The sequence below is a fragment of the Aromatoleum toluolicum genome (assembly GCF_012911005.2).
Classification (GTDB): domain Bacteria; phylum Pseudomonadota; class Gammaproteobacteria; order Burkholderiales; family Rhodocyclaceae; genus Aromatoleum; species Aromatoleum toluolicum.
Map to the genome: position 1 here is coordinate 1 of NZ_WTVS01000181.1, position 710 is coordinate 710.

The 710-nt window shown below is 70.3% G+C and carries 1 protein-coding gene; it reads right to left on the bottom strand.

Features of this window, described 5'->3' with window-relative positions; genetic code table 11:
• On the bottom strand, positions 1-710 hold a 710-nt coding region (locus tag GPA27_RS28265; protein ID WP_169143728.1), incomplete at both ends, for a YeiH family protein.

A 710-nucleotide genomic window follows, 5' to 3' on the forward strand; every position in this document is an offset into this window, starting at 1 on the left:
ACCAGCACCGCGAAGCCGACGAGGAAACCCGGCAGCACCGGCGGCTTCTTGCCGCTCGCCGTGCCGTCGCGGAAGAGCAGCGACACCACCGCCACCACCGGCAACAGCATCGCCACGCGGAAGAGCTTCACGAAGACCGCGCCATCCCCGACCTCGGGCGAGATGATGTAGCCGGCCGCGACGACCTGCGCGACGTCGTGGATCGTGCCGCCGATAAAGACCGCCGCCGCATTCGCATCCAGCCCGAAGGCCTTCACCAGCGACGGATACACCACCATCGCCACCGTGGAGAGCGCGGTCACGCCCACCACCGTGAAGAGCGTGAAGCGCTGGTTCTCCTCGTTCTTCGGCAACACCGCCGAGATCGCCAGCGCCGCCGAGGCGCCGCAGATCGCCACCGCGCCGCCAGTGAGCACGCCTTCCGTACCCGGGCGGCCGAGCAGCCGGCCGATGAGCGCGCCAAAGAGAATCGTCGCGACCACGCCACCCGCGACCATCGCGATCGAGTCGGCCCCGAGGCCCGCCAGTTGCTCGGCCGTGATGCGCGCCCCCAGCAGCGCGACGCCGAAGCGCAGCACCTGGCGCGAGGCGAACTCGATGCCTGCGCGGATCTTCTCGCCCTCCGCGGCGAAGTTGAACGCCATGCCGAAGAACAGCGCGTACAGCAGCTGCGGCCCGCCCTGGTGCTCGGCGACGAAGCTCGCCGCCAG